The 25,124-nt window shown below is 54.9% G+C and carries 23 protein-coding genes; 12 read left to right on the forward strand and 11 right to left on the reverse strand.

Annotated elements, in window-relative coordinates; all coding sequences use genetic code 11:
- The first annotated feature begins 227 nt into the window (after positions 1-227).
- Positions 228-1,544 (forward strand): FAD-binding oxidoreductase, encoded by a 1,317-nt coding sequence (locus AUQ43_RS03390; RefSeq protein WP_062954478.1) that lies wholly within the window; start codon positions 228-230, stop codon positions 1,542-1,544.
- Positions 1,545-1,589: 45 nt separating this feature from the next.
- On the opposite strand, the gene AUQ43_RS03395 is transcribed toward AUQ43_RS03390, so the two are convergent.
- The 4 genes from AUQ43_RS03395 to AUQ43_RS03410 form a co-directional block, all read right to left on the reverse strand.
- A complete protein-coding gene (locus tag AUQ43_RS03395; protein ID WP_084271975.1) occupies positions 1,590-2,312 on the reverse strand; it encodes a cysteine hydrolase in 723 nt (240 codons plus the stop codon).
- A 337-nt stretch (positions 2,313-2,649) separates the two neighbouring features.
- Positions 2,650-3,135: a group III truncated hemoglobin gene (locus tag AUQ43_RS03400; protein ID WP_062954480.1), complete on the reverse strand. Its 486-nt coding sequence runs from the start codon at positions 3,133-3,135 to the stop codon at positions 2,650-2,652.
- A gap of 119 nt (positions 3,136-3,254) precedes the next feature.
- Positions 3,255-4,604, reverse strand: coding sequence for an FAD-binding oxidoreductase (locus tag AUQ43_RS03405; RefSeq protein WP_062954482.1), 1,350 nt, complete (start codon positions 4,602-4,604; stop codon positions 3,255-3,257).
- 148 nt (positions 4,605-4,752) lie between these two features.
- Positions 4,753-6,123, reverse strand: a complete 1,371-nt coding sequence (locus AUQ43_RS03410) for an aspartate aminotransferase family protein (RefSeq protein WP_062954484.1) — start codon at positions 6,121-6,123, stop codon at positions 4,753-4,755.
- Between the two features lie 304 nt (positions 6,124-6,427).
- Here AUQ43_RS03410 and AUQ43_RS03415 point away from each other — a divergent pair, with 304 nt between their 5' ends.
- The 7 genes from AUQ43_RS03415 (at position 6,428) to pgi (ending at position 14,634) form a co-directional block, all read left to right on the forward strand.
- Positions 6,428-7,810, forward strand: a complete 1,383-nt coding sequence (locus tag AUQ43_RS03415; protein ID WP_062954486.1) for a glutamine synthetase family protein — start codon at positions 6,428-6,430, stop codon at positions 7,808-7,810.
- Positions 7,811-7,852: 42 nt separating this feature from the next.
- Entirely contained in the window at positions 7,853-8,401 is a 549-nt protein-coding gene (locus tag AUQ43_RS03420) for a cupin domain-containing protein (RefSeq protein ID WP_062954488.1), read from the forward strand.
- Between the two features lie 84 nt (positions 8,402-8,485).
- Complete coding sequence (locus AUQ43_RS03425) at positions 8,486-9,991, forward strand: aldehyde dehydrogenase (protein ID WP_062954490.1); 1,506 nt, start codon at positions 8,486-8,488, stop codon at positions 9,989-9,991.
- 71 nt (positions 9,992-10,062) lie between these two features.
- Positions 10,063-11,034, forward strand: a complete 972-nt coding sequence (gene speB / locus AUQ43_RS03430) for an agmatinase (RefSeq protein WP_062954493.1) — start codon at positions 10,063-10,065, stop codon at positions 11,032-11,034.
- A gap of 123 nt (positions 11,035-11,157) precedes the next feature.
- Positions 11,158-11,757: a tyrosine phosphatase family protein gene (locus tag AUQ43_RS03435; protein ID WP_062954496.1), complete on the forward strand. Its 600-nt coding sequence runs from the start codon at positions 11,158-11,160 to the stop codon at positions 11,755-11,757.
- Positions 11,758-11,889: 132 nt separating this feature from the next.
- Complete coding sequence (locus tag AUQ43_RS03440; RefSeq protein ID WP_062954498.1) at positions 11,890-12,849, forward strand: PfkB family carbohydrate kinase; 960 nt, start codon at positions 11,890-11,892, stop codon at positions 12,847-12,849.
- Positions 12,850-12,987: 138 nt separating this feature from the next.
- Positions 12,988-14,634, forward strand: coding sequence for a glucose-6-phosphate isomerase (pgi, locus tag AUQ43_RS03445; RefSeq protein WP_062955235.1), 1,647 nt, complete (start codon positions 12,988-12,990; stop codon positions 14,632-14,634).
- 6 nt (positions 14,635-14,640) lie between these two features.
- Here pgi and AUQ43_RS03450 read toward each other — a convergent pair whose 3' ends face one another.
- From AUQ43_RS03450 to AUQ43_RS03455, 3 genes are read right to left on the reverse strand one after another with little or no spacing between them, the layout of a single operon-like run.
- On the reverse strand, positions 14,641-15,012 hold the full coding sequence (locus tag AUQ43_RS03450) for a DUF3253 domain-containing protein (RefSeq protein WP_232310593.1): 372 nt from the start codon (positions 15,010-15,012) through the stop codon (positions 14,641-14,643).
- Positions 14,922-15,116, reverse strand: a complete 195-nt coding sequence (locus tag AUQ43_RS20045; RefSeq protein ID WP_084271978.1) for a DUF2256 domain-containing protein — start codon at positions 15,114-15,116, stop codon at positions 14,922-14,924. The genes AUQ43_RS03450 and AUQ43_RS20045 overlap by 91 nt, the downstream gene beginning before the upstream one ends.
- Positions 15,117-15,139: 23 nt before the next feature.
- A complete protein-coding gene (locus tag AUQ43_RS03455; protein WP_062954502.1) occupies positions 15,140-16,198 on the reverse strand; it encodes an NAD(P)/FAD-dependent oxidoreductase in 1,059 nt (352 codons plus the stop codon).
- Positions 16,199-16,424: 226 nt separating this feature from the next.
- Here AUQ43_RS03455 and AUQ43_RS03460 point away from each other — a divergent pair, with 226 nt between their 5' ends.
- Both AUQ43_RS03460 and AUQ43_RS03465 read left to right on the forward strand, forming a co-directional pair.
- Entirely contained in the window at positions 16,425-17,159 is a 735-nt protein-coding gene (locus tag AUQ43_RS03460) for a response regulator (RefSeq protein WP_062954505.1), read from the forward strand.
- A gap of 15 nt (positions 17,160-17,174) precedes the next feature.
- Positions 17,175-18,674, forward strand: coding sequence for an ATP-binding protein (locus AUQ43_RS03465; RefSeq protein ID WP_062954507.1), 1,500 nt, complete (start codon positions 17,175-17,177; stop codon positions 18,672-18,674).
- Between the two features lie 81 nt (positions 18,675-18,755).
- On the opposite strand, the gene AUQ43_RS03470 is transcribed toward AUQ43_RS03465, so the two are convergent.
- The 4 genes from AUQ43_RS03470 to AUQ43_RS03485 all read right to left on the reverse strand — a co-directional run bounded on the left by AUQ43_RS03470 (position 18,756) and on the right by AUQ43_RS03485 (position 23,021).
- Positions 18,756-19,868 (reverse strand): ABC transporter ATP-binding protein, encoded by a 1,113-nt coding sequence (locus AUQ43_RS03470; RefSeq protein WP_062954510.1) that lies wholly within the window; start codon positions 19,866-19,868, stop codon positions 18,756-18,758.
- A gap of 4 nt (positions 19,869-19,872) precedes the next feature.
- Positions 19,873-20,760, reverse strand: coding sequence for a carbohydrate ABC transporter permease (locus AUQ43_RS03475; RefSeq protein ID WP_062954512.1), 888 nt, complete (start codon positions 20,758-20,760; stop codon positions 19,873-19,875).
- The gene (locus AUQ43_RS03480) at positions 20,753-21,661 is read right to left on the reverse strand and encodes a carbohydrate ABC transporter permease (RefSeq protein WP_062954514.1); all 909 of its coding nucleotides are present in this window, start codon (positions 21,659-21,661) and stop codon (positions 20,753-20,755) included. Before AUQ43_RS03480 ends, AUQ43_RS03475 begins: the two co-directional genes overlap by 8 nt.
- Before the next feature lie 97 nt (positions 21,662-21,758).
- Complete coding sequence (locus tag AUQ43_RS03485) at positions 21,759-23,021, reverse strand: ABC transporter substrate-binding protein (protein WP_062954516.1); 1,263 nt, start codon at positions 23,019-23,021, stop codon at positions 21,759-21,761.
- 266 nt (positions 23,022-23,287) lie between these two features.
- On the opposite strand from AUQ43_RS03485, the gene AUQ43_RS03490 reads away from it, so the two are divergent.
- Positions 23,288-24,490, forward strand: a complete 1,203-nt coding sequence (locus AUQ43_RS03490; protein ID WP_062954518.1) for an adenylate/guanylate cyclase domain-containing protein — start codon at positions 23,288-23,290, stop codon at positions 24,488-24,490.
- A 306-nt stretch (positions 24,491-24,796) separates the two neighbouring features.
- Positions 24,797-24,961: a DUF1127 domain-containing protein gene (locus tag AUQ43_RS20050; RefSeq protein ID WP_008891829.1), complete on the forward strand. Its 165-nt coding sequence runs from the start codon at positions 24,797-24,799 to the stop codon at positions 24,959-24,961.
- Positions 24,962-25,124 lie beyond the last annotated feature (163 nt).

Here is a 25,124-nt window from a genome sequence, read left to right on the forward strand (position 1 = left end):
AAGACTCTGATTCTCAATGCACGATCACCTGAAATCCGCAAGATCCATCACCGCAGGTATCACGCTTTGTTGGCTGCTTTACGCAATCGTTATGCTTTGACTTGGCCGGTTTTTGCATAATCGGTGAAAAGCGGGTTTAAGGCCGGAAAATGGGCAGTTTTTCCTTGATAGGTAGGACGGATTGGGCAGGATAAGCCCACATCCACTTACAAATATGAGGGTTCCTCATGTTCACCCCGAACTTGCTGACCGCTAACGACCGGGCAGGCCGCTACCCTGATTCCTATTACGCCGCAACGGCGAATGCGATTGCACCCTTTGCCAAGCTTGAGGGGGATCAGACCTGCGACATTGTCGTCATTGGTGGCGGCTTTACCGGGCTGTCATCCGCACTGCATTTGGCAGAACGTGGCTATGACGTGGTCCTGCTCGAAGCCCACCGTGTCGGTTGGGGCGCATCGGGACGCAATGGCGGGCAAGTCGGTTCGGGCCAGCGCCGCGAGCAGGACGAACTTGAACAAATGGTCGGGCGCGATGATGCGCGCAAACTCTGGGACATCGCCGAAGAGTCCAAGGACGTTGTCAAATCCCTGATCGCAAAGCATGACATCAAGTGTGACTGGAAACCGGGCATCTTGCATGCCGACCATCGTGCGCGCTTTGTCGAGCATACCCACGCCTATGCCGATAAGCTTCAGGCCGAATATGGCTATGAAGATATCCGTTCGGTTGACCGCGCAGAAATGCGCGAGATGCTGGGCACCGAATTTTATCATGGCGGCTCGCTTGATATGGGGGCGGGGCATTTGCATCCGCTGAACTTCGCGCTTGGTCTGGCCGACGCTGCGCGTGCGGCCGGGGCGCGGATATGCGAAGGAACGGTTGTCACCGGTTATGAAAATCAGTCGGGCAAGGTCACGGTTAAAACCGAAAACGGCGCCGTTGTGACAGCGAACAAGATGATCCTTGGTTGCAATGGTTACCTTGATGCGCTGGAAGATCGCGTGGCGAAGCGTGTTATGCCGATCAATAATTTTGTCATCGCCACCGAGCCACTTGGTGATGATCTGGCGCGCGAACTGATCCGTGATGACGTGGCAGTCGCCGACTCAAAATTCGTGATCAACTATTACCGGCTGAGTGCCGATAAGCGCATGCTTTTTGGCGGTGGGGAAACCTATGGCTATAACTTCCCGCGTGACATCAAGGCGTTTGTTTCACCGCATATGCTTGAAGTCTATCCGCAGCTTAAAGATGTGAAGATTGATTATGGCTGGGGCGGGACATTGGCGATCACGATGAACCGCATGCCGTTCTTTGAAAAGCTTGACGATAACGTTTTCACCGCGACGGGCTATTCCGGCCACGGGGTCGCCATGGCGACACTGGCAGGCCAGATCATGGCAGATGCGGTGGCCGGTACTGTTGAGCGGTTTGACGTAATGGCCAACATCAAAACCCCGGTCTTCCCGGGGGGCAAGATGTTGCGTTTCCCGATGCTGGTGGCCGCCATGCTGTGGTATTCGATCCGCGACAAGCTTTAAAAGTCCCGGCTTCGATCCCAACGGGAAATAAGCAGGCGCGGGCGGCTATGCTGTTTCGCGGCTGCGACTTTCAGTTTCACCGTCGCCGGTTTCATCGTTGTCAGCTGTTGGTGTCAGGGGGCGCAACCCTTCAGACGCGCCGCGTGCGGTAAGTCTGGATTTGGTTTTCTTCCAGTTGTCGGGGTTGAGTGCCAGCGTCGTTGCGTCACTGAATGATACTTCATACCCACGGTTCAGGGCGGCCTGCATGGTTGCATTCACGCAGTAATCACCATCAAGCCCGACGATGATCAGTTTGCCGACCTTTTGTTGATCAAGAACGCGGTCCAGTTCGGGCTCACTAAACCCGTCCGCACGTGCCTTGACGATATCATGGTCGATGTCGCCATTGATCCGTGCATCCAGATCAAGACCTTCGGATTTGGGGCTGCCCCGGCCTTCGTTCAACAACTTCATAAGCAGGTTCATATACCATCCGCGGAATGTCTGGCGGATGGAAATGACGGGGTATCCGTTGGCATTTGCGGTTTCGACCAGATCATTGATCGCTGCAATCCGTTTTTCGACCAGGTCAGGGTCATAGGCATTCTTGCCGGTCGCATTGGTGAAGTCCTCTTGCAGGTCAACAATCAACAGCGCGCTATTGGGGCGCTTAGACAGATTGATCTTTTTGCCTGTGCTCGGGGCCAAGTGATGACGGTGGCCATAAATCGCGTAAGCGATGGCACCAACCAGCAAAACGACAATAAGAGTGATCAATGACCACATTTTCCGGCTCCCCGTTCAGGCGTCGCAAGTCTCGTTCAATGTGTTGGAAAATCTGACTGCAAACCGCACCGGGAAAGACGCGCATCACAGGTTGATGTGCCCCGGTCATAAGTTGCCGGGGCTGGTCAGCTATCTCCAACTGTGTGAATGCCGGGGACATTTGGCACGCGTTTTCAAAAGCCTCTTGATCAGGGGCCTAACCGTGAGATGTTCCGGCATTCGCCATAACCATATGAAATATTGATCATTTCCTTTTGTCAACTTGGCCGACAAAAGACACAGCGCTTCTTTGAGTTGAAGTGCCGGGTTACAGCTTAGATAACAAAACGTTCCGGAATTAGTTTGGTTCCCAGTTTGATACCGGGTCGTAGCGTTCGCCCTTGGACAGGATGACGCCGTTATGGGCTGCGATGCCGACTTCGAAGCTTGAGGCAATGCGAAGGGCGCGTTCCATGAAGTGTTTGGCTGCGGGTTCTTGGCAATATTCCGACAAGGTCTCGGCAAAGAGTTGCAGCCAGCGATCAAAATGATGGCGGGTGATCTTGAGCGGTAAATGCTTTTGCATCGGGCGACCATCATAGTTGCCCGTCGCAAGCGCGACCGATGACCAGAACATCACCATGCGATCCAGATGATGATCCCAGTTTTCGATCTTTTCATCAAAAACAGGGCCAAGCATATCGTCTTCGCGCACCTTGGCATAAAAGCCATGCACGATGTTCTTGATCATGTCCTGATCAATGCCGGTATCTTCCTTGATGCGGCGCGTGGCAATTTCGCGACGTTCCTTGATTTCGGCAAGAGTTGGTTGTTTGTCGGACATGATAGGGGCCTGTTCAGTACGCGGTCTGGAATTGCTTTAATTCATAAGGCAATTGTTGGACATGACATATGTCACTTCACGGTCGAACGCAAACAGATCGCCGTGCCCGGCAGATGTGATCAGGCAAACCGGTCATGGAGGCCGTAATAGCGATAGCCAACTGATCGTGCCACGCGGCGCAATGACGGCATGGGAAATTTCCCCATGGGAGTTGTCAAGACGCTGCCCAGATCCTCGTCGTCGCTGATGCCCAGCATGCGTTCCGCCAAAAGCTTGCCACCCAGACTTGCCATTGCAACCCCGTTGCCGTGCCACGCCAGGGCCGTCCAGACGTCATGATGGCCGGGAACCCGTCCGATATAGGGGCGCCAACTCTGCGAAAGACAGGCAAGACCATTCCAGTGATGGGTAAAGGCGACATCCTGCCATGCCGGGAACATGCGCTTGAAATTATCCAGAAGATCTCGTTTCCCCGCCGCAAAGGCCTTGGGGGTTGCGGTAATGCCGCCGCGTCCGCCAAACAGAAAACGGTTGTCGGGAAGCTTGCGGAAATAATGCAGCAGGATGCGGCTGTCAAAAGCCATCAGGTCGCTGGTCCAGCCTTGATTTTCCATCTCTTCCAGGCGGAGGGGACGTGTGATCAGAATGCCGGAAAAGACAGGCATTAAGCGCCCGCCAATCCAGTCCGGCAGGTTTTCTGCACTATAACCGTTGGTGGCGATGATGATCTTCGCGGCACTGATTTCTGTTTTGCCTGCATAAAGGCGATATGTATCGCCATCTTCATCAAATCGTTCAATTGTGGCCTGTTCGAATATCCGGACACCTGCGCGCAAGCATTGTTCATGCAGGCCTGCAAGATACTTCATCGGATTAAGGCCAAAACCGGCTTTGACATGCAATCCACCATAGGTTTCCGCCGCATGGAGGCCGCGTTCCTTCAGCGCATCACGATCAAGAAGCTCCGTCTTGATGCTGGTGAAATGGGCGATTTCCTCTGCCTCGTGTTTAAGCTCGGCAACCCGGTTGGGTTTGTGCGCAAGAACCACTTCACCGTTCGAATGGCGGTCAGCATCGATGTTCCAGCTATTCAGGCGATGGTCCACCAAATTGATGGCATCGCGTTGATGTCGGGCAAACTGTTTTACCGCGTCATCACCAAAGGTCTTTGCCAGTTGCCCAAGCCCCTTGCCACTGCCGCCCATGCAGCAAAAACCGCCATTGCGCCCGGATGCGCCCCATCCACTGCGTCCGGCATCAAAAACCGCAACATTGGCCCCATTCTGTGCCAGTTCCAACGCCGCCGACAGACCACAATAACCACCACCAATGATGGCGATATCGGTTTTAAGCTGGCCTTCTTCGGGCAGCTTTTCGCAGGCCGGAAGCGGGGATGCGCTTTCGACCCAATAGCTGTCAGGCAGGGTGTCAGTGCGATAGGCGGCGGGCTGATAGATGCGGTGTAGCATGGTGGGCTCTTTTGGGTGTTTGGGTGTCTGGGGCTTGGGGCCTGTGGGGCAGGAGTCATATGGAGTAGTTTGGGGATCTATAACTGAAATACCCGGCGATGATAGCTCATGCCGGGTATTTGTGTAAGTTCCTGTAATCGAAACCGGATTACATTTTGCCGAGCTTCTTCGCGGTCTCGTCAAAGGCCGCGCGCGCCCGTTTGACCAGCTCGTCGATTTCTTCCTTGGTGATGCAAAGCGGCGGGGACAGGACCATGCGATCGCCACATGCGCGCATGATCACGCCATTGGCAACACAGGCATCACGGCAAATGGTGCCAACCGTTCCCGGCTTGTCAAAGCCCTTGCGGGTTTTCTTGTCATCAACCAGCGGCATACCGGCAATCAGGCCAACGGTTTCAACCGCGCCGACCAGCGGATGGTCTTCAAGGGTTTTCAGCGCATTGGCAAAATATGGGCCGATATCGTCCTTGACGCGTTCGACCATTTTTTCTTCGCGCAGGATGCGAATGTTTTCAAGCGCCACAGCCGCACATGCCGGATGACCGGAATAGGTAAAGCCGTGGGTGAATTCGCCACATTCATTGATCAGAACATCGGCAACGCGATCACCAACCATGACAGCCGAGATCGGCAAGTAACCTGATGACATGCCCTTGGCCATCGGCATCAGGTCCGGCTTGATGTCAAAGGTGTCGCAGCCAAACCATTCGCCGGTACGGCCAAAGCCACAAATGACTTCATCCGCGATCAGAAGGATGTCGTACTTTTTGCAGATACGCTGAATTTCCGGCCAGTAGGTTGACGGCGGAATGATCACGCCGCCAGCACCCTGGATCGGTTCGCCGATAAATGCGCCCACGCGATCCGCGCCAAGTTCCTCGATCTTTTCTTCAAGCTTGCGCGCAGCAATCAGGCCGAATTCCTCGGGGGTGTGATCGCCGCCTTCGCCGTACCAGTATGGCTGATCGATATGAACAATATCGCGCACCAGCGCGCCGCCCTGCGAATGCATGCCCGACATGCCGCCAAGCGACGCGCCAGCAACGGTCGAGCCGTGATAGGCGTTCTTGCGGCTGATGATATGGGTACGTTCAGGTTTGCCTTTAAGGTTCCAGTACTGGTGTACCATACGGACAACCGTGTCGTTCGCTTCCGAGCCGGAATTGGCATAGAAAACGTGGTTCAGGCCTTCTGGCGTGATTTCGGCAAGAACTTTGGAAAGCTCGATTGCCGGTGAGTTCGCGCACTGGAAGAAGTTGTTGTAATAGGGCAGTTCCAGCATCTGCTTATAGGCAGCTTCAGCCAGTTCCTTGCGTCCGTAGCCGATATTCACGCACCACAGGCCAGCCATGCCATCAAGATAGCGATTGCCGTTGGAGTCCTCGATAAAGACGCCTTCGGCACGGGTAATGACACGGGTGCCGCGATTGTTCAGGTCCGCCGTATCGGTGAACGGATGAATGTGGTGAGCCTGATCAATGTCCTGCCAATAGGCGGTTTTGTCGAAATTATTCATAACGTCTCCTGGCAGCGGGGCTGCTCTGCTTTCGTGCGATATGTTGAACATCTGACACTAGTGTTCGTTTTTTCGAACACCTTTGCAAGAGGATTTTTCGACAATCTTTTTGAGTGGATCGAGGTTGGTTTTTGTTATCCACCGGTTGATGTAGAGCATTCGGGTGTGACGGTTTGCTCCAAGCCTGAGAAATTGTGCGCTGCGTGATTTGCACGATATATCGAACGAAGGGCTTGACCATGGCAGTCCGGCACGGCACGATGCCTGCTGATTAAGAACAGGCTATTTCTGGGAGTATAAGACGATGAACAAGTCGTTCGTCGAAGACAGTAGGGCAGAAGCCCAACGATTCTTTGAAGAAAATCCGGATGTCGAACTTGTTGAGTTGCTCATTCCCGACATTAACGGTGTGTTTCGCGGCAAGCGAATCAGCAAACAGAAATTCCTTAAAAGCTTTAGCGAGGGTGTAACCCTGCCAGGCTCGATGTGCCTTGTCGACATTACCGGTGACAACCCCGAAGGTACGGGCCTTCTTTGGTCGAGCGGTGACCAGGATAATCTGGCAAAACCGATCCCGGGAACCCTTTGCCGCGTGCCTTATGGTGAATTGCCGCTCGCACAGGTGATGATGAACCTGCATAACCTTGATGGCACCCGGTTCTTTGCCGATCCGCGCAATGTTTTGCAGGGCGTTGTTGATCGCATGGCCGCAGACGGTTTTTATCCGACTGTCGCCCTTGAACTTGAATTCTATCTGGCCGATCAGAACCAGGAAACCGCCGCACCGCTGCCGCCGCAGCCACTTGGTGGCGGGATTGCATCGGATGGTGTGCAGGTTTATGGCCTGCAACAGATCGAGGATTTCGAAAAAGTCCTGCATGATGCAGTTGCCGAACTGAACCGTCAGGGCATTCCGGCCGATACCATCGTTGCCGAAGCAGGCCCCGGGCAGTTTGAAATCAACCTTGGTCACGTGACCGATCCGATGTTGGCCGCCGATCACGCCATGCAGCTCAAACGCGTGGTTAAGGGCATTGCCTGGGATCACGGCGTGACCGCGACCTTTATGGCAAAACCTTATTCCGATCAGGCGGGCAACGGCCTGCATATCCATGTTTCACTGCGTGACGAGAACGACAACAACGTTCTGTCCCCGGTGGGTGACGAGGAAGTGTCGGACAATCTGCGCTTTGCAATTGGCGGCCTTCAGGAAAGCATGTTCGAAAGCATGGCGATCTTTGCGCCAAATCCGAACTCTTTCCGCCGTTTCCAGAACAAGGCCTATGCGCCGATGTCTCCGAACTGGGGTTTGAACAACCGTACCGTGGCACTTCGTATTCCGGCAGGCAGCCCAAAGGCCGCACGAGTCGAACATCGTGTATCCGGGGCCGATGCCAACCCGTATCTGGTTCTGGCCTGCGTTCTGGCTGGCATGCATCACGGCATGAAGAACAAGCTTGATCCGGGCGAGCCGACCGTTGGCAACGGCTATGAGCAGCATGGCGGCAAGATTGTCCCGCGCAGCATGATTTCGGCCCTCGACCGGTTTGTCGAAGGCGATATCGTCAAAGACTATCTTGGCGAACGTTTTGTCGAGGTGTTCGATATCTGCCGTCGCGCCGAATATGACGAATTCTTCGCCGAGGTCACCCAGCTTGAATATCGCTGGTATCTCGACGCGGTATGACCAGACAAAACAACAATAAAGTTCGATAGGGAAAAGACGGGAATGTCACAAAAGGTAGGGGATCGTCTGAAGGCGGTGCGCAGCATGTACGGGCTGTCGCAGCGTGAACTGGCACGCCGTGCCGGTGTGACCAACAGCACGATCTCGACGATTGAACAGAACCGGGTCAGCCCGTCTGTTGATAGTCTGGCCAAGGTTCTGGCTGGCATTCCCATGAGCCTGATTGATTTCTTCACCATTGATCTCGATACCGGTGAAGAAATCTTTTTCAAGAAAGAAGACCTTGTCGAACTTTCTGACGGGACGATGTCGATGCGTCTTGTCGGGGCATCGCGCAAGGATCGTAACTTGCGCGTGCTCCATGAAACTTACCCTGCGGGCGGGGATACTGGTGACAACCTGATTGTCCAGAAGGGCGAGGAAGCCGGTGTTGTTGTCCGCGGCAAACTTGAAGTGACGGTGGGCGAACGGGTCAAGGTGCTTGGTCCCGGCGATGCCTATTACTTCAATGCAGAAATTCCACATCGTTTCCGAAATGTGGGTGACGGGGAATGTGAAGTCGTCAGTGCTGCGACGCCTCCGTCATATTGATGACAGATCATTGGGCCATAGTGCCCATATGCAACGATCAAACTTGAAAAATATCCAAACGCGCCATCCGTCAGGAGACTTTCGATGACCAATCCGATGAATTTTGAACAGTTGACCGCACAGGCCAAAGCCCTTGATTTCCGCAACAAGGCCTTCATCAACGGCGCCTATGTTGATGCGGCCTCGGGCAAGACATTTGATTGCATCAGCCCGCGCGACGGTTCAGTCCTGACCAAGGTTGCCGAATGTGACGTCGAAGACGTCGATCGTGCGGTGGCGTCTGCGCGTGCCGTATTTGAAAAGGGCAGCTGGTCGGAAGCCGCGCCTGCAAAACGCAAGGCGATTATGCTCCATTTCGCCGATTTGCTTGAAAAGAACGCTGCCGAATTGGCACTTCTGGAAAGCCTTGACATGGGCAAGCCGATCACGCTGGCTGCGCGCGATGACATTCCGCTGTCCTACAAATGCATTCGCTGGTACGCCGAGGCGATTGACAAGATCTATGACGAAATTTCCCCGGCTGGTGCCAATGAAATCGGCATGATCACCCGTGAACCGCTGGGTGTGGTTGCGGCTGTTGTGCCATGGAACTTCCCGCTGATGATGGCGGTCTGGAAACTTGGCCCGGCCTTGGCAATGGGGAACTCGATCATCCTCAAGCCAGCTGAACAATCGCCGTTGACCGCGCTTCGTGTTGCGGAAATCGCGGTTGAAGCTGGCCTGCCGGAAGGTGTCCTGAACGTGGTTCCGGGCTTTGGCCCGACCGCGGGCAAGGCGCTTGGCCTGCATGAAGATGTTGATTGCGTGACCTTTACCGGGTCTGGTGAAGTCGGCAAGCTGTTCCTGCAGTATTCCGGTCAGTCGAACATGAAACGCGTCTGGCTTGAATGCGGCGGCAAAAGCCCGAACATCGTTCTGGCCGATTGCCCGGATATGGATGCGGCTGCTGCTGCGGCGGCGGGCGGTATCTTCTATAATCAGGGCGAGGTCTGCACGGCTGGTTCGCGTCTGATTGTCGAAGAAAGCATCAAGGACGAGTTCATCGAAAAAGTGGTCGCTGCGGGCGCGAAAATGCAGCCGGGTGACCCGCTTGATCCGCAAAGCCAGATGGGTGCTATTGTCGATGAAAGCCAGATGAACCGTGTTCTGGGCTATATCGAAAAAGGCTCCAGCGAGGGTGGCGTCCTGCGTACTGGTGGTAAGCGGGTTCGCACCGAATCCGGTGGCTACTATGTTGAGCCGACCGTGTTTGATGGCATCAAGAACGACATGACAATCGCCAAGGAAGAAATCTTTGGCCCGGTCCTGTCGGTTATTTCGGTCAAGGACTGGAAAGAAGCTGTTCAGACCGCAAATGATACGCCATATGGTCTGGCCGCAGCTGTCTGGACGCGTGACATCAACAAGGCGCACCTGACGGCCAAGAAACTGCGTTCGGGTCTTGTCTGGGTCAATTGCTGGGACGGTGGTTCGATCACCATGCCGTTTGGTGGTTACAAGCAGTCCGGTACCGGACGTGACCGTTCCTTGCATGCGCTCGACAAATATTGTGAAGTCAAATCAACCTGGATTGCCCTTGGCAACGGTTAAGGGGCCGGTTCCTGTTGACGGCTGATGGGCAGCGTCCGGGGACGGGACAAGGAATTGGGAAGGATTGAGAAATGAGCAGCACCGGGGTCATTGACACCAAGGGTGGTGATAACGCCTTCACGGCAAAATCCGTGCATCAAAACACCAGCGAACCGATGTATTCCGGCGCGCTGTCTTTCATGCGCCGTCGCTATTCACGCGATCTCAACGGGATTGATGTCGCTGTTACCGGTATTCCCTATGATCTGGCGACGTCCAGCCGTCCGGGCACGCGTCTTGGCCCACAGGGTGTGCGTCGGGCATCGACCAACCTTGCGTGGGCACCGCATTTCCCGTCCGGGCGCGACATCTTTGCCGAGATGGCTGTGATTGATTATGGCGACATGGTCATTGACCCGGGTCACCCGGAAAAACTGCCGGAAATGATCGAGGATCACGCGCGTGACATCGTGCAGTCAGGTGCCAAGATGCTCACCATTGGCGGTGATCACTTTGTGACTTACCCGATCCTGAAGGCACATGCCGAAAAGTATGGCGATGGCATTTCGCTGATCCAGTTCGATGCCCATTCCGACACCTGGGAAGATGACGGCGATCGGATTGATCACGGCACCATGTTCTGGCATGCCGCCCAAAAGGGCATCGTTAATCCGTCGAAATCCATCCAGGTCGGTATTCGGACCCACAATGAATCGACCCACGGGTTCAATATCCTGTATGGCCCGGATGTTCAGTCGATGTCGATTGACGCCATCGTTGAAAAGATCAAGGCGACGGTTGGCGATAACCCGGCCTACATCACCTTTGACATTGATGGCCTGGATCCATGCTATGCGCCGGGGACGGGTACGCCGGTTCTTGGCGGTTTGACCAGCCATCAGGCTGTATCGATCCTGCGCGGTCTTGCGGGGCATGTGAACCTGATCGGCAGTGACGTGGTGGAAGTTTCCCCGCCATATGATGTTTCGGACATCACATCGCTTGCCGGTGCCACCATGGCGTGGGAAATGCTGAACATTCATGCGGTTAACCGCGCAAAGTAATCTGACGCTCCAGATATATCTTTTTCAAGGGCCGGTATCATTTCACGATACCGGCCCTTGTTTTTTCATTTTCCTGTGCTCTGATAGCGGGCAGAAAAAGAAACGAAGACAGGAGACAAGGAAATGAAACCAATCGCAATTTCGCGCCTGACCATCTGTGGCATCGACGAGCTGCCCACCCATCGCAGTCATGGTGTCACCCATGTCCTGTCCGTGCTTGATCCCGAACGTGAAGACCCGACCATTTTTGGCAATTTTGATCCGCACGAACGCACCATCCTGCGTTTTCATGACGTGATCGAGGACAAGGAAGGCCGTCCGGCCCCGACCAGGGCCGATGTCGAAGCAATCCTTGGTTATGGTGAAACCCTGATCGAAAGCCGCGCGGATCGTCAGGATGGGCATTTGCTGGTGCACTGTCATATGGGGGTGTCGCGTTCCACGGCGGCGATGATTACGCTGATGGCGCAGTGCGAGCCGGATCGTGACGAGGACAGTATCTTTACCACCATTCGCGAAATGCGCCCGATTGCCTGGCCGAATTCGGTGATGATTGGCTTTGCCGATGAACTCTTGGGGCGCGAGGGGCGACTGACCGCGGCCCTGCAGCGCCACTATGCACTGCAATTGGAACGCGACGCGATGTTTGAACGCTGGATGACGGAACTGGAACGCGCGCGCGAGATCGAGTTTGGCCGCGCCCTTGGTAAACAAAGCGCATGATGATTGATGCGCAGGCAGATTGATCGGGTTTTGGTTTGCGTGCGCAATTGAATCGATTTAAAAGGCGGTGGGTCCCACAGACCATACAATATCGGTCCGCCAGTTTGCGGACTTTCCGAACGGAGAAACGTCATGACAGCCAAAGCTGTTTGTCTTGGGGAACTGCTGATTGATTTTGTTCCGACGGTGACCGGAACCGGTCTTGCCGATGCCCCGGCCTTTGCCAAGGCCGCCGGTGGTGCGCCGGGAAATGCGGCTGTGGGCCTTCAGCGTCTTGGAATTGAAACCGGCTTTATCGGTAAACTCGGCGACGATGCCTTTGGCCATTTTCTGGTTGATACCCTCAGGGCCGACAATGTCGATACGTCGGGCATTGTCCTGACCAAGGAAGCGCTGACCGGGCTTGCGTTCGTGTCCCTGCGTGCTGATGGGGAACGTGAATTTTCATTCTATCGCAGCCCGTCAGCCGACATGTTGCTCAGCATTTCTGATCTTGATCAGGACATGTTGAAATCGACCGATCTGTTCCATTACGGAACCCTTTGCATGATCGATGATGATCCGCGTGCTGCCACGCTTGAAGCGATTAAAATCGCGCGTGAAAACGGCGCGATCATTTCGTGCGATCCGAACCTGCGCCTGCCGCTTTGGCCGAGTGCGGAAAAGGCCCGCGAAATCCTGCGTCTGGCGATCAGTCAGGCCGATGTCGTCAAGATGTCGGACGAGGAAATCACCTTTGTTTCCGGCAAGGATGACCTTGAAGAAGGCATCAAGGATCTGTGGTGTGATCAGTGGCGTGCAATGATTGTGACTTACGGGCCCAAGGGATCGCGTTACATCACGCCGGCTTTCGATGGCTTTGTGCCGTCCTTTGAAATCACTGCCGTTGATGCGACCGGGGCAGGGGATGGCTGCACGGCAGGGTTCCTGTCACGCCTGCTGAAGGACCCGGAACTTCTGGGTTCCGAAGACAAACTTGCCAACGCGTGCCGCTTTGCCAATGCGGTCGGTGCGATCACGGCAACCAAGCGCGGTGCCATCAACGCATTGCCGACGGAAAAAGAAGTCGAAGACTTTCTTGCCGCACGTTGAGAATTGTAATGTCGCGGCATCGGGACCTTGATGTCGCGACATTCTGCAAACTGTCCCACACATAGTTTGAAACGCGTGCTAGGCTTTTGGCCAAAGCACTGCATTATTATGAATGAATTGGAATGGGCCGAGGGTGGTATGTCTGCTGATAAAATGACCGCAAGCTGGGATAAACTCGATCAACTGGGCGCGGAAGTTTCCGAAAAGCTCAACCTGCGTCAGGCATTTGCCAACGATCCTGCGCGCTTTGAACGATACAGTGCGGCCCTCAATGACCTGTTTGTTGATTATTCCAAAAACCTGATCACCGACAATGTGATGGCGGCCCTGGTTGAGCTTGCCAAGGCGGCCAATGTTGAAGGCTGGCGCGACCGGATGTTTGCTGGTGATCGGATCAATGTCACCGAAAACCGCGCGGTCCTGCATACAGCACTCCGCAATCTTGATGGTGGCCCGGTCGAGGTTGACGGCGAAGACGTCATGCCTGCGGTCAAGGAAGTGCTAGCACGTCTTAAGGACTTCGCGGCACGCGTCCATTCCGGCGAATGGAAAGGCCATACCGGCAAGAAAATCACCGATGTGGTCAATATCGGTATTGGGGGCTCCGACCTTGGCCCGGTCATGGTCAACGAGGCGCTCCGTCCATATCACATCGATGGCATTCGCTGCCATTTCGTGTCCAACGTTGATGGCGCGCATATTGTCGATACGCTGAAATTCCTTGATGCGGAAACCACGCTTTTCATTATCGCATCCAAGACCTTCACCACTGATGAGACGCTAACCAACGCCTATTCGGCGCGTGATTGGCTTGTCGGGATGCTCAAAGACGAAGCTGCCGTCGCCAAGCATTTCGTTGCGGTTTCAACCGCACTCGACAAGGTCGCAGCTTTTGGCATTGATACCGACAATGCATTCGGTTTCTGGGACTGGGTTGGTGGACGTTACAGCCTGTGGTCGGCGATCGGTCTGCCGATCATTCTGGCCGTCGGGTATGACAAGTTCGAAGAATTGCTGCGCGGCGCGCAGTCAATGGACAACCATTTCAAAACAGCCCCGATTGAAACCAACATTCCAATGATCCTTGGCCTGATCGGGGTGTGGTATCGCAATGTGCTGGGGGCATCCAGTCAGGCGATCCTGCCCTATGATCAGCACCTTTCGCGTCTGCCGGCCTATCTGCAGCAGGCCGATATGGAAAGTAACGGCAAATCAGTCACCCGCGATGGCAAACCGATTGCCTATGAAACCGGCCCGATCATCTGGGGCGAGCCGGGCACCAATGGCCAGCATGCGTTTTATCAACTGATCCATCAGGGCACCGAACTGATCCCGGTTGATTTCATTGTTGCGGCCAATGCGCTGCATCCGTTGGCCAACCATCATGACAAGCTGGTGTCGAACTGCCTTGCACAGGCCGAGGCATTGATGCGCGGCAAGACCGAGGACGAAGTTCGTGAAGAGCTTTCTGGCAGTGACCTGTCACCGGCCGAGATTGATGTGCTGGCACCGCAAAAGGTGTTTGATGGCAACAAGCCCAGCACCATGATCCTCTATAAGCAGCTTGATCCCTTCACCCTTGGCCGGTTGGTCGCGATGTATGAACACAAAATCTTTGTTCAGGGCATCATCTGGAACGTCAATTCCTATGACCAGTGGGGGGTTGAGCTTGGCAAGCAGCTTGCCAAGGAATTGCTTCCGATGGTTGAGGGCAAGGAAGATGCCGGTACACGTGATGCATCGACCGCAGGCCTGATCAAACGCCTGCATGACTTGCGTGGCTAACGCTGCTTAGTCCTCATCTTCGGGGACGACACGCAATCGATAATGACCTGACGGGCGGTGTCGGCCATAGCTAACGCCGCTCTTTTCAAAAGTCAGCTTTCCTTCGGCGCAAAGTTGGTCTGCAACTTGATGGACGCGTGGCATAAGGCCCCGCCAATAGGACCCGAATGACTTTGCGACCTCGGATGGGCAGATCGTCTTTTCCACACCGCGTTGTGTTGCCATATCAATCATCCGCTGTCGCAGGATGGCATAGGTCGGCTGGTCTTCGTCTTTCTGATCAAACATCATGACACCTGGCTTTGCTGATCCACTTGCGGAGCCTGCTTTCGGTGCCGCCGGCATCGTTCGGAGCAATATTGAACCGCGTGCCAGCAGTCCTTCCATTTGCGCCGCCAGTTAAACGGGCGGGCACATGTCACGCAGGTTTTCTGTGGCAGGTTTGACTTGCCATGGGTGTGTCCGTTGGCATTTTTCGGCATTCCGAAGAGCTCAGCTTTCGCGATTATCCCAGCAGCGTTTCGATCATCGAATGGGCAGCGGATCGACCACTGCGCCAGGCGGCCTCAACCCGTGCACCAAGGCACCAGTCGCCTGCGGCAATCACCCGGCCGTTCATGCCGTTAAGGTGGCTCATGCCAAGGGGGACTTCTGTGCGGGCATAACGCCAGCGGTGTGCTTGTACCGAATGTAGTTCGGGCAATTTGACGCCGCTTGCAGTGCGCAAGGCTTCGAGCAGCTTTTCAATCACGCGCTCCTTGTCGTCTTCAAGATGTGCGTGCGACCATTCCGGGCTGGCATGCAGGACCCATGCGTCGGGGGTGCGACGATGCAGCGCATCGTCACCTTGGCTGCTGCGTGCCGCCCAGCTGATTTCTGCACTTGGATACAGCATCGCATCAAATCCGGTCGGAAGCGGCTTTTCGAACGCTGCCATCACCGCCCAGCAGGGCGCCAAGACGACCTCGTCAATCGGGCCAAAGCGCGGTGCAAGCGGACGCAACAGATCAGCGGTTTGCGGGGCAGGTGCTGTGACAATCACACCATCGAACGGTCCAAAAGACCCATCAAGGTCGTCATGAAGCATGAAGCTGCGCTGATTGACAGGTTCAATACCGACAATGCGATGTTGTTTTTGAATCGGAAAGGTATCAACAAGCGGGCGGATCAGTTTGTTCATTTGCGGTGCGCCCTGATACCATTGCTCTTCTACAAGGTTGCCGACATGGCGGGCGATTGGCGACAGGGTATCGTTGGTTCCCGTCGTCGCACTTCCTGTGGCAACACTGCCCCGATGCAGATTGGGGGACCAGTTCTGTGCAACTTTGAATTCGGTTGCTTCCTGAAGAAACGCATTAAAGCCCGGATCGCGCGCTGTGACGTATTGCGCACCGTGGTTGAAATGGCCGAACTCTGTACGGCGCGATGCCAAACGACCACCAAGTCCACGGCTTTTCTCGAAAACGGTGACGTTGACGCCAATTCGATGCAGGGTGTTGGCGGCCTTGAGGCCGGCCATTCCGGCACCAATAATGGCAATATTGACGTTCGACATCCGAGGCATGTTTGGCTCCTGTCTGATCCGGACCGCTTTTGACTTTGTTTATGTTATTTGCATACGGATCCCGCGTTGGTTTGGAGCACAGTGAAGGGCGATAAAATGGAAAACCGCGCCCATCTGTTTGCAATTGATCGTCAATTGGTAAAATAGTTCAAACCGCTGGCGATATCGACTAAACTCCGGCCACGGTCAGGGACATGGCCGATGAAAATCAGGGGAGTTCGGGACACTGACGACGCGACGTGAACCACATATCCTGGTCGTTGACGACGATCAGGAAATCCAGAAGCTTTTGAAAAAGTTCCTGCTACAGCACGGTTTTCGCATTACCACCGTCTCGGACGGTAATGAGATGCACCGCGCGCTGCGTGACTGGAAAATTGATCTGGTCATTCTCGATATCATGCTGCCGGGCGAGGACGGCTTTGCGCTGTGCCGTGATGTCCGGCGCACCTCCAAGGTGCCGATTGTCATGCTGACTGCGGTTGGCGAGGATACTGACCGTATTCTGGGCCTTGAACTTGGCGCAGATGATTATCTGACCAAGCCGTTCAATCCGCGTGAATTGCTGGCGCGCATTCGGGCTGTTTTCCGTCGCTTTGAAACCGGTACGGTCGCGCCGTCCGATAACGAGGTTACCCCGGCCCACAAGATCATTTTTGGCGAATGGACGCTTGATATCGGGTCGCGCGAGCTTCGCGATGCCGACAATGTTGCAGTACACCTTTCGACCGGCGAGTTTTCGTTGCTTCTGGCGTTGGTCAAGAACAACAAGCGCGCGCTATCGCGTGAACAGCTTGTTGATATTGTCCGCGGCCAAAGCTCGCTTCCGTTTGATCGCAGCATCGATATTCAAATCAGTCGCCTGCGCCGCAAGATCGAAAAAGATGCCAAGAACCCGAAACTGATCAAGACAGTGCGCGGCATCGGTTATCAATTCTGCGCCGACACCCAGACGCTTTAGGGCCTGATCCAACCCATGGCCGATACGTTCGCAAAATTCAGCAACTATTTGCGCCGCTATAAGCCGCGCACGCTGGGCGGGCGTATCTTTCTTCTGATGATGCTGGGCGGGCTGATCATTGCCGTGCTCAGCGCGATGGCGTCCTATTACGTCATCGAGCGTGATGAACGTATTGGCCGGGCCTATACGCTGGGCTTTACCATTCGTGAGTTGGTGCGGATCGCTGAAAACCCGGAATTTGAAGAGAACATCGTCGATATCGCGGCACGCGATGGCATGACGTTGCGCATTCTTCCGCCCGATGATGTCGGGACACTGTTGCTGTTTTCGAGGCCCGCACAGCACATCGCCATGCCTGCGCGTCTGGCGAACACAGGGTGGCCGACCTCGGTCAAGGTGCATTTCGAACGCGGGCGGCTGAGCTCCGAACAGCGCGCCACCATTGAGGCCACTGAAAACCCCAGCCTGTTCTTTGCCGAACTGTCGCGTGAAATTGCCCGACTGGGGCTTGAGGCACAGGTCGAAATCCTGATGCCATCTGGCAAACGCATCCTTGTTCGACATGATGAACTTTGGGCGAACTATGCATCGCCGTCGCTTGTCTTCCTGATGTTCCTGATGGGCGTGGCCGCAGTCCTCGTGGTGTTTGCCGGCCTTGCAGACCTTCTGGCCGGGCCGTTCAAGCGCCTGACACGCGCGATTATCGATCATGGGGATGAGGTCAGCGGCCCACCCGTTGAGGAACGCGGCCCGACAGAGGCCCGGTCAATGGCCGCAGCCTATAACGATCTGCGCGAACGCATTTCAAGGATGCTGGGGGACCGGACCCGGATGCTGGCCGCGATTTCGCACGATCTGCGCACACCAAGCACGCGTCTGCGCCTGCGTGCCGAGTTTATTGAAAATGATGAACTGCGCGAAACTGTGCTGCGCGATCTTGATGAAATGGACAGTCTTCTCAATGATGCGCTCGATTTCCTCGGTGACTGGATCGCCAAGGAGGAAGAGCGTACGGTGGATTTCGTCTCTGTGCTTGAAGCCATCTGTGATGACTATGCCGATCTTGGCCGCCCGGTGAGCTTTGCCGGGCCACAGCCCTTGCAGTTCAGCTCTGTCCATACTGTGTTTGGCGGTGGCGATGATGCCCATAGCTTTGATGGTAAACGCAGCATCCGGTTGTCGTGTCGTCCGGGTACGTTGAAGCGCGCTTTTACCAACCTGATTGAAAACGCCCTGAAATATGGCCATCGCGCCAATGTCAGCCTTGAAGCCACGGCAGACACTGTTCTGGTTACCATCCGAGATGAAGGGCCCGGGATCCCTGTCGAACATCAGGACAAAGTGTTCCTGCCATTCTATCGTGTTGAAGGATCAAGGGCGCGGAGCACCGGGGGCAGCGGTCTTGGGCTGTCGATCGTGAAAACGGTCATTGATGCCCATGACGGGCGCATCGAGCTGCGCAATATGCCGGGTAAAGGGCTTGAAGTTATCGTGTCCCTGCCGCGCAGGGTTTAGCGCCATTCGGCACAGTATCGGCTAGGGCAGGGCCCAAAAAGAAGAATGGCGGGTGGCCCCCAGAACCACCCGCCAATCAGATCAGATCCGCAACTCGGTATCCGGGTCAAACAGACTGATCTGAGACATGTCGGCCGAGAACGTCATGCTCTCGCCCGGTGTTGGTGCGCGGTCCGGACGGACACGTGCGACGATTTCCTTACCAGCGATTTCGATCACGGTCATGGTGTCGGCACCGGTTGGTTCGATCACTTCAACCTTGCTGTCGAAATTGACATACTGGCTGCCCGGTTCATCCGAACCGGTACGCTTGTGTGTCAGGGCTTCGGGGCGGATGCCAAAGACAACATCCTTGCCGACATAGCCATGATAGCTTTCCGGTGCCTCAAACAGCGGCAGGACAATCGGATCGCCGCCGCGCGGAATTGTCACGGCCAGCTTGCCGTTATCTTCGCTCAGCGTCGCATTGATGAAGTTCATCGATGGCGAGCCAATGAAGCCGGCAACAAACATGTTGTTCGGACGCTCATAGATGTTCTGTGGCGTATCAAACTGCTGCAGGATACCGTCCTTCATGACCGCGATGCGTGATGCCAAAGTCATGGCTTCAATCTGATCGTGGGTGACATACACAATGGTCGAGCCAAGACGCTGATGCAGCTTCTTGATCTCGGTGCGCATGTCGACACGCAGTTTCGCATCCAGGTTGGAGAGCGGTTCGTCAAACAGGAAGATATCCGGATCACGGACAAGCGCGCGGCCCATGGCGACACGCTGACGCTGACCACCCGAAAGCTGGGACGGTTTGCGATCCAGAAGCGGCTCAATCTGGAGCAGTTTGGCAACATCGGCCACGGCCTTGTCGCGTTCCTCATTGGAAACGCCACGGATTTCGAGGCCAAAGGTGATGTTCTTGCGTACCGTCATGTTCGGGTAAAGTGCATAGGACTGGAACACCATGGCGATGTTACGGTCTTTAGGATGCACGTCGTTGATAACGCGATCCCCGATGCGGATTTCCCCGTCGGTGGATGTTTCCAGACCTGCAATCAGGTTCAGAAGGGTCGATTTGCCGCAACCGGACGGACCGACGAGGACGAGAAACTCGCCATCGTCGATCGCCAGATTGATTTCCTTGAGAACTTCGACAGGGCCAAAAGCCTTGCGAACTTTATCGAGGGTGAGTGATGCCATTTGCTTATCCCTTCACCGAGCCGGCGGTCAGGCCGCGGACGAAGTATTTGCCAGCGAGAACATAAACCAGCAACGTCGGAAGACCGGTCAGCAGGGCTGCTGCCATATCAACGTTGTACTGTTTCACGCCGGTCGTGGTGTTGACGATATTGTTGAGTGCGACGGTCATCGGTGCGTTTGCGCCAGAAGCAAACGAGGCACCGAACAGGAAGTCGTTCCAGATCTGGGTGAACTGCCAGATGACCGAAACCACGATGATCGGGGTCGAGATCGGCAGAATAATGCGCCAGAAAATGGTGAAGAACCCGGCACCGTCAATGGTGGCTGCCTTGACCAGTTCGTCCGGGATTGAAACGTAGTAGTTCCGGAAAAACAGGGTGGTAAAGCACAGGCCGTAAACCACGTGGACCAGAACAAGGCCCGGGGTGGAGCTGGCAAGACCAAGTTTGCCAAGAACCTGTGACATCGGCAGCAGAACGACCTGGAACGGAATAAAGCAACCAAACAGCAGCAGGGCAAAGACGATGTTCGCACCCTTGAACCGCCACTTGGTCAGCGCATACCCGTTGATCGCACCAAGGAAGGTCGAAATCAGAACAGCGGGGATCGCCATTTTGACCGAGTTCCAGAAATAGATTTTGATCCCGGTACATTCGACACCAACGCAGGCTTCGTTCCATGCATAGTTCCATGCATCAAACGTCACCACGCGCGGCAGCGAAATCAGCGACCCTTCACGAATTTCGTCAAGCGATTTCAACGAGGTCGAAATCATGACGATCAGCGGGAAAAGGTAATAGGCCGCAAACAGGATCAGGACGAGATAAAGCAACCCGCGCAGAACCGTGTGTTTCCAGCCTGCGTCGTGGCTGTAGGTCTGAATATCAGCCATTTTTCTTGCCTCCGCGCAGTTCGGAATACAGATACGGCACAATGATCGCCATAACGGTCGCCAGCATCATCATGGCACTGGCCGCACCGACACCAAGCTGGTTGCGCTGGAAGGCCATCGTGTACATGAAGGTTGCCGGAAGATCGGATGAATAGCCCGGGCCACCGCCGGTAAGCGCAATGACAAGGTCAAAGCTTTTGACAGCAAGGTGGGCCAGAACGACGATCGCACTCAGGAAAACCGGGCGGATCGACGGGATGATGATACCGAAATAGATCCGGGGCAGGCTGGCACCGTCCATATAGGCTGCGCGAATGATGTCCTGATCGACGCCGCGCAATGCCGCAAGGAACATTGCCATCACAAAGCCGGATGCTTGCCAGACTGCGGCGATCACAACCGTATAGATCGCCATGTCCGAATTGACCAGCCAGTCGAACTTGAAGCTCGTCCAGCCGAGGTCATGCATCATGCTTTCAAGGCCAAGGCCCGGATTAAGAAGCCATTTCCAGACAGTACCTGTCACGATGAAGGACAGGGCCATCGGATAAAGGAAGATCGTGCGAAGCGCACCTTCGGCGCGAATACGCTGATCAAGAAGAACTGCCAGAAGGCACCCGATGAACAGGCAGGTCACAATAAACAGACCACCAAAGATCAACAGGTTTTCAATGGCAACATGCCAGCGTTCCATCTGCCACAGGCGTTCATACTGTCGCAGCCCGGCCCAATCCCAGACGGGAAGCATGCGCGACTTCGAAAACGCCATATAGCCGGTCCACAGGATGAACCCGTAGACAAAAAACAGGGACGCAGCAAAGGACGGCGCAACAACGATCTTTGAGAGATGTCTCTGAATGCTGGCCATCAGGTTGCTTTCGGTGCTTTGAGAAGCCCCCATAACCTTTGCCTCAAACGTTAAATTACTGGGAAACAGGCCCCGGAAAATCCGGGGCCTGCAAGGTGCTCATATTTCAGATTGTTCTGATCAGATGAGATTAGTCTTTGGCCAGTTCAACAGCTTCGACCAGACGCGAGACAGCTTCGTCAGACGACATGTCGGAGTTGAAGTGGGCCGTCACGACGTCAACGATCGCACCCGAAAGGTGGCCGCGAAGCGCCATGCCATGTGCCATGGACGGCAGGAACCCGCCAGCTTCCTGTGCTGCCTCAAGGTCAGCTTCGGATTTCTTGGCGCAATCGTCGAACTTCTCAAGCGATACGCCCGAACGTGCCGGGATCGAACCTTTGAGCAGGTTGAAGGTTTCCTGGAACTTCTCGCCAACAATCAGTTCGGCAAGCAGTTTCTGGCCTTCGACCTTGTCATCACCCGAAACGTTGAACATTGCAAAGCTGTCAACGTTGAACAGGTAGCCGTTCTCTGACGGGGTTGCTGCACAGATGAAGTCTTTGCCCGGTACTTTGCCAGCAGCAAGGAATTCGCCTTTTGCCCAGTCACCCATGATCTGCATGGCGGCTTCGCCATTCATGACCATTGCCGTTGCAAGGTTCCAGTCACGACCCGGGAAGTCGGCATCGACATAACCGCGGATTTTGCGCATCTGGTCAAACACCGCTTTCATGGTGTCGGAGTTCAGCGCGTCTTCGTCGAGGTCGATCAGGGCGCTCTGGAAGAATTCCGGGCCGCCAAGACCAAGAACGACGGTTTCAAAGACGGTTGCGTCCTGCCACGGCTGACCACCATGTGCGACCGGCGTAATGCCAGCAGCCTGCAGTTTGTCGGCAACAGCGTTGAATTCGTCCCAGGTGGTCGGTGCGGATTCGACACCAACTTTTGCCAGAAGGGTCGGGTTTGCCCAGATCCAGTCAACGCGGTGTACGTTTACCGGAACAGCAACATAGTCACCTTCGTATTTCATAACGTCCTGGATCGCAGCCGGGATCACATCGTCCCAACCTTCAGCAGCGGCAACGTCATTCAGTTCAGCAAGGGCACCCTGTTCGGCCCATTCCTGAATGGCCGGGCCTTTAAGCTGAACAGCAGCCGGTGCATCGCCCGACAGAACGCGCGAACGCAGAACGGTCATGGCTGCATCGCCAGCACCACCAGCGACCGGGCTATCAACCCAGGTGCCGCCATTGGCTTCAAAATCTTCTTTAAGGGATGCGACAGCTTTTGCTTCGCCGCCCGAAGTCCACCAGTGCAGAACTTCAGCGGTCGGCTCGGCATGAGCAAAGCTTGCAGTCGCGAGTGCAGAAAACGCCACACCAGTGGCGAGGATGGTTTTGCGCAGATACATCTAGGTTTCCTCCCTGGCTTTTAACCATTTGCAGCGACAACATGCTGCGAGAGGGGGCACAATGCATCCACAAAACTGTAACAGGGCGTTTCCAGATTGCGAACTGAAACAAACTGTTACAAAATTAGCAATATACAACCAAATTATATTGCAGGGCAGCAAAAACAATTAGGGCGTTTGTGTGCATTAAAGCTGTGACGTTGTGGAATGAATACGTCAAATTCCGTCGCGATTGCTACGCGCTCAAAAGGGAATTAGACCCGGATATGTGGAATAATGCGCCTGTTATCGACTGGATAGCCAAAGAAGGCCGGTTTCTTGAGGATCCGAATGCCTTCTTTGACGGATTGATGAAACAGGTCAATACCAATGGCTTTCACATTGCCCGCATGCGCTGCTCGATGCAGGCCCTTCATCCGCAAGTTGCCGTCTGGTCCTTTACTTGGGATCGTGAACATGGCGCGCATCTGTGGGAGGCTTCCCACGGTATTCATGAAAGCGGATCCTATATCGGAAGTCCGGTTGAGGATGTGAACCTGCATGGTGGTCCGGTCCGCATTCATCTGGCAAAGGTTAATCCGGCTGATTATCACCCGCTGGTCGGGGAACTGATCGAGATGGGGCTCACAGACTATTACTGTACCCGGGTTCGGTTCAGTGGCGGGCGCTGGTGTGTGCTGACCATCGCAACCGATCAGCCTGACGGTTTTGATGATGGCGAAATCAACTGCTTCGACGGATTGCTTGACCATATCGGTGTGGTGCTTGAACTCCATGTCACCAAACGTATCGAACATTCACTGCTGGATACCTATTTGGGGGAGCGCACCGGGGCCCGGGTCATGCATGGTCATATTCGCCGTGGCGACGGTGAAACCATTCTCGCCGCCCTGTGGTTCAGTGACGTGCGCGATTTTACCGTTCTGACCGAAACCCTTTCGGTCGAACAACTCCTTGATAGCCTCAATGTCTATTTCGAAACGGTCGAACGCGCCGTGCGCCCCCATGGCGGGGAGATTTTGCGGTTTGTTGGTGATGCCATGCTGATTGTCTTTGCTCAGGAGCACGATCAATCGGCCGAAACTGTTTGTGAAAATGCCCTGCGTGCGGCGGAGGCTACCCTAAACGATCTTGGCAAAGTCAATGAAGACCGGTCAAAGGCCGGTTTGCCATCGCTGCGTTTTGGTGTCGGGCTGCATTACGGTGAAGTGGTTTATGGAAATGTCGGTGGCACGCACAGACTGGACTTCACCGTGATGGGGGTGGCGGTTAACCGTACCGCCCGGCTTGAAAGCCTTACCAAACAGATCGGGACCCCGTTATTGATGTCCGATGTGCTGTCAAGCCATATCACGGCCCCAACGGTCTGTTGCGGGGACTTTGCAGTCAAGGGCGTTGCTGCGCCGCTGACCGTACATGCTCTTGAATCGGCTTTGCCGTTTTCGACGGCCTCTGAAGACAAGATTTAAGGTGGCATCCGGGAGGGTGTTTTCCTCCGTGGCGAATTCAAAATGATGCATTGCACCATTCAATTTGAGCGCAATTCAATTCAAAATATCGGATTTAATCGGGTTATCAGCCACGGCTTGTTGGTGATGATTGGTTGAGCGGCGTCTACCTGTGAATAATTGGCACAGATGATATGCATTTTTTGGTGGTTGAGGATCAAACCCGATTTCGACATATTGCAACGCGAAGCAAGCCAGTGAATGCGCCAGACAGTTGGGGATCACCTCCAAGGCGGCATTCGAATTTGTAACCCAAGGAGGTTCAACATGTTCCTGTCCAGTATTCTTGTTGCTGTTCGCCGTTGGGCCTATGCACGCTCGGTTGCCAACGAACTTTATGGTCTTGATAAGCGCGATCTTGATGATGTCGGGATTTCCCAGTGGCAGATCAAAGACGTTGCCCGTAAAGCGGCTCGTGACGCGATTGCATAACGCTCGCACCATATAGGCACCCGTTAATCGGGATTGCCAATGCTAAAGCCGGACACAAGTCCGGCTTTTTGTGTTTCTGGGGTAGCTTCTAGGCCAAACCAATCCGGACAAAGTCACGCAGCGTATGGAAGCAATGTTCTTGTGATTGCGAGTTCCGTTTGCA

The organism is Thalassospira sp. MCCC 1A01148 (assembly GCF_001613795.1).
Lineage (GTDB): Bacteria > Pseudomonadota > Alphaproteobacteria > Rhodospirillales > Thalassospiraceae > Thalassospira.

Coding starts and splice junctions, on each gene's coding strand:
- AUQ43_RS03390 (WP_062954478.1), top strand. CDS start 228: ATGTTCACCCCGAACTTGCTGACCGCTAACGACCGGGCAGGCCGCTAC.
- AUQ43_RS03395 (WP_084271975.1), bottom strand. CDS start 2,312: ATGTGGTCATTGATCACTCTTATTGTCGTTTTGCTGGTTGGTGCCATC.
- AUQ43_RS03400 (WP_062954480.1), bottom strand. CDS start 3,135: ATGTCCGACAAACAACCAACTCTTGCCGAAATCAAGGAACGTCGCGAA.
- AUQ43_RS03405 (WP_062954482.1), bottom strand. CDS start 4,604: ATGCTACACCGCATCTATCAGCCCGCCGCCTATCGCACTGACACCCTG.
- AUQ43_RS03410 (WP_062954484.1), bottom strand. CDS start 6,123: ATGAATAATTTCGACAAAACCGCCTATTGGCAGGACATTGATCAGGCT.
- AUQ43_RS03415 (WP_062954486.1), top strand. CDS start 6,428: ATGAACAAGTCGTTCGTCGAAGACAGTAGGGCAGAAGCCCAACGATTC.
- AUQ43_RS03420 (WP_062954488.1), top strand. CDS start 7,853: ATGTCACAAAAGGTAGGGGATCGTCTGAAGGCGGTGCGCAGCATGTAC.
- AUQ43_RS03425 (WP_062954490.1), top strand. CDS start 8,486: ATGACCAATCCGATGAATTTTGAACAGTTGACCGCACAGGCCAAAGCC.
- speB (WP_062954493.1), top strand. CDS start 10,063: ATGAGCAGCACCGGGGTCATTGACACCAAGGGTGGTGATAACGCCTTC.
- AUQ43_RS03435 (WP_062954496.1), top strand. CDS start 11,158: ATGAAACCAATCGCAATTTCGCGCCTGACCATCTGTGGCATCGACGAG.
- AUQ43_RS03440 (WP_062954498.1), top strand. CDS start 11,890: ATGACAGCCAAAGCTGTTTGTCTTGGGGAACTGCTGATTGATTTTGTT.
- pgi (WP_062955235.1), top strand. CDS start 12,988: ATGTCTGCTGATAAAATGACCGCAAGCTGGGATAAACTCGATCAACTG.
- AUQ43_RS20045 (WP_084271978.1), bottom strand. CDS start 15,116: ATGCCGAAAAATGCCAACGGACACACCCATGGCAAGTCAAACCTGCCA.
- AUQ43_RS03455 (WP_062954502.1), bottom strand. CDS start 16,198: ATGCCTCGGATGTCGAACGTCAATATTGCCATTATTGGTGCCGGAATG.
- AUQ43_RS03465 (WP_062954507.1), top strand. CDS start 17,175: ATGGCCGATACGTTCGCAAAATTCAGCAACTATTTGCGCCGCTATAAG.
- AUQ43_RS03470 (WP_062954510.1), bottom strand. CDS start 19,868: ATGGCATCACTCACCCTCGATAAAGTTCGCAAGGCTTTTGGCCCTGTC.
- AUQ43_RS03475 (WP_062954512.1), bottom strand. CDS start 20,760: ATGGCTGATATTCAGACCTACAGCCACGACGCAGGCTGGAAACACACG.
- AUQ43_RS03480 (WP_062954514.1), bottom strand. CDS start 21,661: ATGGGGGCTTCTCAAAGCACCGAAAGCAACCTGATGGCCAGCATTCAG.
- AUQ43_RS03485 (WP_062954516.1), bottom strand. CDS start 23,021: ATGTATCTGCGCAAAACCATCCTCGCCACTGGTGTGGCGTTTTCTGCA.
- AUQ43_RS03490 (WP_062954518.1), top strand. CDS start 23,288: ATGTGGAATAATGCGCCTGTTATCGACTGGATAGCCAAAGAAGGCCGG.
- AUQ43_RS20050 (WP_008891829.1), top strand. CDS start 24,797: ATGTTCCTGTCCAGTATTCTTGTTGCTGTTCGCCGTTGGGCCTATGCA.